This is a genomic window from Brevundimonas sp. FG128, from assembly GCF_057809775.1.
The window spans coordinates 808,102-814,535 of sequence record NZ_JBMDKP010000002.1; the positions used below are offsets into that span (position 1 = coordinate 808,102).

The window sequence follows — 6,434 nt, forward strand, 5'->3', positions numbered from 1 at the left end:
TTCCCCCATGAAGATCGCCGACCAGATCGTCCTCGTCACCGGCGGCGCGCGCGGCGTCGGCGCCGCCGCCGTCCGCGCCTTCGCCCGCGAAGGCGCCCGCGTGATCATCAACTGGCGCGCCAGCGACCAGGCGGCGCTGGCCCTGGCGGCCGAGATCGGCGACCGCGCCGTCGCGCTCCAGGCCGACGTGACCGACCGCGCCGCCGTGGACGCCATGGTCGCGGCCGCGCAAGGTCATTTCGGCGGCCCCGTCACCACCGTGGTCAACAACGCCCTGGACTACAGCTTCAACGGCGACGCCCGTTCCCAGATGACCGCCATCGGCTGGGACGAGATGGAGCGCCAGTTCTCGACGGTCGTGCGCGGCGCCCTGAACGTCATCCAGGCGACCGCGCCGGGCATGGCGGCAGGCCGGTTCGGCCGCGTCGTCAACATCGGCACCAACCTGTTCCAGAACCCGGTCGTGCCCTATCACGACTACACCGCCGCCAAGGCCGCCCTGCTGTCGCTGACCCGCACCGCCGCCGGCGACCTCGGCCCCGACGGGATCACTGTCAACATGGTCTCGGGCGGACTGCTGCGCACCACCGACGCCAGCGCCGCCACGCCCGAGGCCGTCTTCGACCTGATCGCCGGCATGACGCCTCTGCGGTCGGTGACCACCCCCGAAGAATTCGCCGACGCCGTCCTCTTCTTCGCCTCCCCCTGGAGCCGCGCCGTCACCGGCCAGAACCTGGTCGTGGACGGCGGACTGGTGCGCGACTGAGGTCGCCCGTCCTCTCTTTCGTCATCCTCCGGCAAGCCGCTTGCGGCGCAGACCGGGGGAGCCCTCGTCATCCCTGGCCAAGCGAAGCTTGGACCAGGGGAGGCGCCGAAGGCGATGCGTCCGCCGCATCTCTGCGAAGGCTCCCCGTAACAGGTTCGCGCTCTCGCGCGCCGCTGGGTCCCCCGGTCTCGCTGCGCTCGCCGGAGGATGACGAAAGAGGGGCCTCCGTCGCCAACCATCATATCTTCCGAAAATTTTCGTCCTGATCTCAGCGACTTGACGCCGACCAGCGTCATTCCACCATCACCCCTTCAAACGCCCTTACAATGCGCGGTTTCGGCAGAGGAGGCGCAAAGTTTGGACGATTCAGACTGTATTTTTCACTGTCTCAATCCGCCGCAGACGTTGCACTTTCTTGCACCTTGCACTGTTGTCGACGGTGCAGTGCAACGCCGCCCCGGCCCCGATTCTGCACTATTGAGACTCTCTTTTTCCCGTCCGAGTCTGAAATCCGCAACGACCGACACGCGTAATCCTCCGCCCTTCCCCTCGGCGGAACGTAATGGCAACCTCCAGCCATGACCGACTCACTCGCCCCTGAGGCTATCGGCGGCCGGTGCGGCTGGTGCGGGACCGATCCGCTCTATGTCGCCTATCACGACACCGAATGGGGCGTGCCCGAACGCGACCCCCGCGCCCTGTGGGAGAAGCTGGTGCTCGACGGCTTCCAGGCCGGCCTCGCCTGGATCACCATCCTGCGCAAACGCGAGGGCATTCGCGACGCCTTCGACGGTTTCGACCCCGAGATCGTCGCCCGCTATGGCGAGGACGACATCCAGCGTCTGTTGGGTGACGCACGCATCATCCGCTCGCGCGCCAAGATCAACGCCGCCATCCGGGGCGCCCAGATCTGGCTGGAGATGCGCGATAACGACGAAGACTTCTCAGAATGGCTCTGGTCCTTCGTCGACGGCGAACCGATCCAGACCCCCTACGCCGACTTCCGCCAGGCCCCGACCCAGACCGAACAGTCCGTCGCCATGGCCAAGGCCCTGAAGAAGCGCGGCTTCAACTTCTGCGGCCCGGTGATCGTCTATGCCTTCATGCAGGCCGTCGGCATGGTCAACGATCACCAGACAACCTGCTTCCGTCACGCCCAGGTTCGTGCGATGGCGGGCCATGGCTAGAGTCCCCGCAAACCCCAAGGCCTTCCCGACCCTCGCGCTGGAGACCGTGCTGATCCAGCGCGTCAACGGTCACGTCTGCGGCGTGGACGAGGCCGGGCGCGGTCCTTGGGCCGGACCTGTCTCGGCCGGGGCCGTCATCCTGAACCCGGACGACCTGCCCCCCGGCATCGACGATTCTAAGGCCCTGACGGCCGCCCGGCGCGAGGCGCTGGAGGTCGAGATCAAGGCCCGCGCCGTCGCCTGGGGCGTCGGCTTCGCCTCGGTGGAGGAGATCGAGGATCTGAACATCCTGCAAGCCACCGGCCTGGCCATGTGCCGCGCCATCGAGGCGCTGCAGGTCCAGCCGGTCGCGGCCCTGGTGGACGGCAACTACCGCTTCAAGCTACCGTGCGAAATCCAGACCGTGGTGGGCGGAGACGGCCTGTCCCTGTCGATCGCAGCGGCCTCGATCCTGGCCAAGACGGCGCGGGATCGGCTGATGATCGATCTGGACGCCCAATATCCCGGCTACGGCTTCGCCAGCCACAAGGGCTATAACGCCCCGGTCCACCAGTCCGCCTTGAAGACGCTGGGCCCCTGTCCCGCCCATCGTCGCAGCTGGTCGCCGATCCGCGCCCTGTTGGAGCAGGCCTGATCTCAGATGTGCATGAAGCCGCCCAGCAGCGCGCCCATCAGGGCGGCCACCGCTGCGCCGGCGATCGCCATCATCCAGCGCGGCGGCGCGGTCAGTTCCGGCTCCACGTCGGCGTGTTCCACCGGCGCGGCGGCCTCGGCCGGGCGGGCGTAACGCGCAGCGTTGTGGGTGAAGGTCTTGCGGGTCTCGACCCGAGGGGCATCCCACGCCCAGTCCGCCTGCTCCACGCGCGGCGCCCACGACCGCGCCTCCGCCGGCTCGACACGATAATCGTCGGCGCGGGAGGGGGTGGCGAGAGTGTGAGGCTGCGGTTGCATAGTCCCACAACGGCACGCTGCGATTCGCGTTCCGCCCTCGCTCACCTTGTTTTTCAACGATTAGGCGGCGACGGGCAGTTCCAGCGGCCGGTCCGTGACCACGAACAGGTGTTCGACGTTCCTCAGCCGCCCCACCTGACCGACCTTCTCGCCCTTGGGATTATGGATGCCGATGCGGGCTCCGACATAACGCGGGTGGGCGATTTCGATCACCTGAACATGCCCGCGCGCCGACAGCATCTCCACCAGATCGAGCCGGCTCAGATAGCCTTCGTCATTGAAGCTGACGATCAGATTGGGCGCTTTGACTCGTTCGATCACGGTCCTCAGCGCCGGCCCGATGCCCGGCCGGCTGTTGAAGGCGCTCTTGCGCGTCCTGACGTCCACCCGCTTGTTGGCGATCCCATAGGTCTCGGGCCGGTCCCATAGCACAAGGCTCTCCCAGCAGTGGTAGTTGGCCAGATAGGAGTGCTGATTGTAGGGCGGGTCCAGATACACAAGGTCCGCCTCGACCTGTTCCGCGATCTCGACCGCATCGCCTTTCGTCGCCCGGCACGGCCCGCCGTCCACCGCCGCAACCAGGTCCGGCGTGCGCAGCTCCAGCGGCTTCAGCGCCCTCGGCGCCCACTGTTTCATATAGGCCATCTGGACCCCGGCGGTGGAATCCACCCGGTCCGCCGCCTCCATCAGGCTGACCAGCACGATGGCCTTCAGCTCCGGCTCCAGCCCCATGGCCTCGATCCGGTCGCGCATGGCGTCGATGCGCGCGCCGTTGTCGGGATGGAAATAGCGGGCGTCCTGGCAGAAGGCCTGGGTGAACCATCCCGCCTGCGGCGTCACCGTGCGCAGCTCGGCCAGAACCGTCTCCACCCTGTCGGCCCAGCGCTCGTGGTCCGCCTGGACATAGGCGGTCGCCAGGGTGTGGGCGTAGGCGTTGTGGTCGTTCGACCAGACCTGAAACCCCTGTTTCTTCAGCGCATGACCGACCCGGGCCGTCCCCGAAAACAGATCGCAGACCCGCCCCCCCTGCGGCAGCACCCCCGCCACCGCACCGGTCACATGCCCCAGCAAGGCGCGCTTGGAGCCGATGTATTTGATCATGACGCAGCCCGACTCATCCCCACACCATAGCCTCTCCCGGCCGAAGGGCGACAGCGGCTTAGCCCCGTCCACTTTTGCGGACGACGATCAGTTTCGCCCGGGCAGGCTGACGCTGCGGCTCAGGCCGTCAATCCTGTCGCCGCCACTCCAGGAATCTCATGGACAGAGCCTCCGGAAGGGCGTCGAGATCGAAGATTGTGACCAAGGCTTCATGGCCGGACGCAGCCTGATAGGCGCCGGTCAGGACCCGCACGGTCAATACCCCGAGCGGGTTGAGATTGACGAAATCCTTGGCCGGATTATCTCCGACGTAGACCATGTTGCGTTAGGCGCAGCCGGTCTCGGCCCCGATGCAGTTGATCAGCGAGGGTCTAGAGAGCCCCCGCATCCGCCCTGTTCGTCCATGGCGCTGTCGTACATGCCGACACGCCCGCTCTTGCAGGATCGGTTCACGGTCGGGAAAGGCCGCATTAACTCTGTTTTGCGAATGTGCGCCGAACGAGGTGGTTTTGGTGGCTCAGCTCAAAGATTCCGCCGCACGGCGGCGACCGGCTCTGGGGGAGCCAAAGGGCAATACGGCGTTGCCCGGCGCGCTCGCTCTACCCGTGAAAGCCGACAAGCCCGCCCGCAGCGGCGGGGCCAAGCCTTCGCCAAAGGCTCAGGCGAAACAGGCCAATACGCTGCGCCAGTTGAGAACCGGTCTTCAGGCCATGGCGCGGCAAGACTACGTCACCGCCTCGACCAACCTCCAGAGGGCGCTCGAAACGGACGATCGCAATCCCTTGGCCTGGCGAATGCTGGCGATCGCGCTCGAAAAGCAGGGCGAGTTCGCCAAGGCGTTCACGGCCTATGGCGCCGCCGCGCGGTTGGCCCCCGATGACGTCGCCTTGTTGCGCGACGTGGGTCGGCTGGCCCAGCGTCTGGGCAAGCTCGAGATCGCCGAAAAGCTGTTCGTACGCTTCCTGACCAGCGACCCGGGCAATGAAGAGGTCACCAACAACCTGGCCTGCGTCCTTCGCGATCAGAACCGATATGACGATGCGATCGCGCTGCTGCGCGACGTGATCAACATCGATCCCGAACGCCCGATGCTCTGGAACACCTTGGGCACGGTGTTGAGCGACAGCGGCGACACCGCCGGTTCGATGGTGTTTTACGACGAGGCGCTTCGACTGGCCCCCGACTTCCACAAGGCGCGCCACAACCGGGCCTACTGCCTGACCATTCTGGGCGAGCACGAGAAGGCGCTGGAGGAGATGGACATCGCGTCTCAAGGCGTGAGCGATGCCCACGACATCGCCAGCATCCGCCTCGCCAAGGCCTTCACCCAGATGCTTACCGGCGACCTGGTCGGAGGGTTCGAGGGCTATGAAGCCCGGTTCGACGCCAGCGCGGAAGGCGCAGTCCGCTTCACCGAATTCGGCAAGCGCTGGACGCTCGACGATGACCTGCGGGGAAAGAGCCTGCTGATCTACGGCGAGCAGGGCCTCGGCGACGAAGTTCTCTTCGCCAATGTCGTGAACGACACGCTGGACGCCATAGGCCCCGACGGCCGTCTCTTCATCGCTGTCGAGAAACGGTTGGTGGCGCTGTTCCAGCGCAGCTTCCCGCGCGCGGTCGTTCTGGCGCACAAGAGCGTCCGTCGGTTCGACACCCTCTTCCGCACCGTCGATCTGGGCGACCCGCGTCCGGCGATCGACTTCTGGACGCCCCTGGGCAGTCTCTTCCGACGCTTCCGAACCACCCTCGCCTCATTCCCTAAGGATGCCGGGTTTCTCGTTCCCGATCCGCACCGCGTGGCGCACTGGCGTCGGGCCCTAGATGAAAGCGGGCCTGGCCCCCATGTGGGCGTGCTGTGGAAGAGCATGAATATGGGCGGGTCGCGCCAGCGCCACTATTCGCCGTTCACGCTGTGGAACCCCGTTTTCGAAACGCCGGGCATCCGGTTCGTCAATCTCCAGTATGCAAACGCCGAGGAAGATCTGGCGGAGGCCAAGGCGCGCGGGATCGACATCTGGACGCCGCCCGGCATCGATCTGAAGATGGACCTTGATGACCTGGCCGCGCTCTGCGCCGCGCTCGACGTGGTCATGGGGCCGTCCACGGCGACAACCAATATCGCGGCCGCAGTAGGCGCACGGGTGTTTCTCAGCGCCGGCCCGGGCTGGTGGACCGGCTTCGGTTCGGATCAGGCGCCCTGCTATCCTTCCGCCCGCGTCTTCCACGCCGGACAGTTCGATCAGTGGGAATCGGTGATGCAGCAGATGGCCGAAGCCCTGAGCGAGGAGCTTTTATCGGATCGATCCAACGGACTGTAGTCTAAAGACGCCTGCCTCCTACTATCGGCCGACTGGGGTCCCAATCGAACGTCTTGGTCTCCAGGGCGTTGAGCCTGCCATGACCGACAAAGAGCCCCGCAAGACCCCCAT

At 66.2% G+C, this 6,434-nt stretch carries 7 protein-coding genes; 4 read left to right on the top strand and 3 right to left on the bottom strand.

The genetic code is table 11. The features are described 5' to 3' along the window. The first annotated feature begins 7 nt into the window (after nucleotides 1–7). From ACODSC_RS08455 to rnhB, 3 genes are all read left to right on the top strand, one after another. Nucleotides 8–766 carry a 3-oxoacyl-ACP reductase gene (locus tag ACODSC_RS08455; RefSeq protein ID WP_488813432.1) on the top strand — a complete coding sequence of 253 codons (759 nt, stop codon included), beginning with the start codon at nucleotides 8–10 and terminating at the stop codon, nucleotides 764–766. 578 nt (nucleotides 767–1,344) lie between these two features. Beyond that, a complete protein-coding gene (locus tag ACODSC_RS08460; protein ID WP_488813433.1) occupies nucleotides 1,345–1,953 on the top strand; it encodes a DNA-3-methyladenine glycosylase I in 609 nt (202 codons plus the stop codon). Beyond that, nucleotides 1,946–2,587, top strand: coding sequence for a ribonuclease HII (gene rnhB, locus ACODSC_RS08465; RefSeq protein WP_488813434.1), 642 nt, complete (start codon nucleotides 1,946–1,948; stop codon nucleotides 2,585–2,587). The genes ACODSC_RS08460 and rnhB overlap by 8 nt, the downstream gene beginning before the upstream one ends. Before the next feature lie 2 nt (nucleotides 2,588–2,589). Here the strand turns inward: rnhB and ACODSC_RS08470 are convergent, their stop codons facing one another. From ACODSC_RS08470 to ACODSC_RS08480, 3 genes are all read right to left on the bottom strand, one after another. Next, nucleotides 2,590–2,904, bottom strand: coding sequence for a hypothetical protein (locus tag ACODSC_RS08470; RefSeq protein ID WP_488813435.1), 315 nt, complete (start codon nucleotides 2,902–2,904; stop codon nucleotides 2,590–2,592). Between the two features lie 60 nt (nucleotides 2,905–2,964). Continuing rightward, complete coding sequence (locus ACODSC_RS08475; RefSeq protein ID WP_488813436.1) at nucleotides 2,965–4,005, bottom strand: DNA adenine methylase; 1,041 nt, start codon at nucleotides 4,003–4,005, stop codon at nucleotides 2,965–2,967. A 127-nt stretch (nucleotides 4,006–4,132) separates the two neighbouring features. Further along, complete coding sequence (locus ACODSC_RS08480) at nucleotides 4,133–4,324, bottom strand: hypothetical protein (RefSeq protein ID WP_488813437.1); 192 nt, start codon at nucleotides 4,322–4,324, stop codon at nucleotides 4,133–4,135. Between the two features lie 286 nt (nucleotides 4,325–4,610). Here ACODSC_RS08480 and ACODSC_RS08485 point away from each other — a divergent pair, with 286 nt between their 5' ends. After that, nucleotides 4,611–6,323: a tetratricopeptide repeat protein gene (locus tag ACODSC_RS08485; RefSeq protein ID WP_488813438.1), complete on the top strand. Its 1,713-nt coding sequence runs from the start codon at nucleotides 4,611–4,613 to the stop codon at nucleotides 6,321–6,323. Nucleotides 6,324–6,434 lie beyond the last annotated feature (111 nt).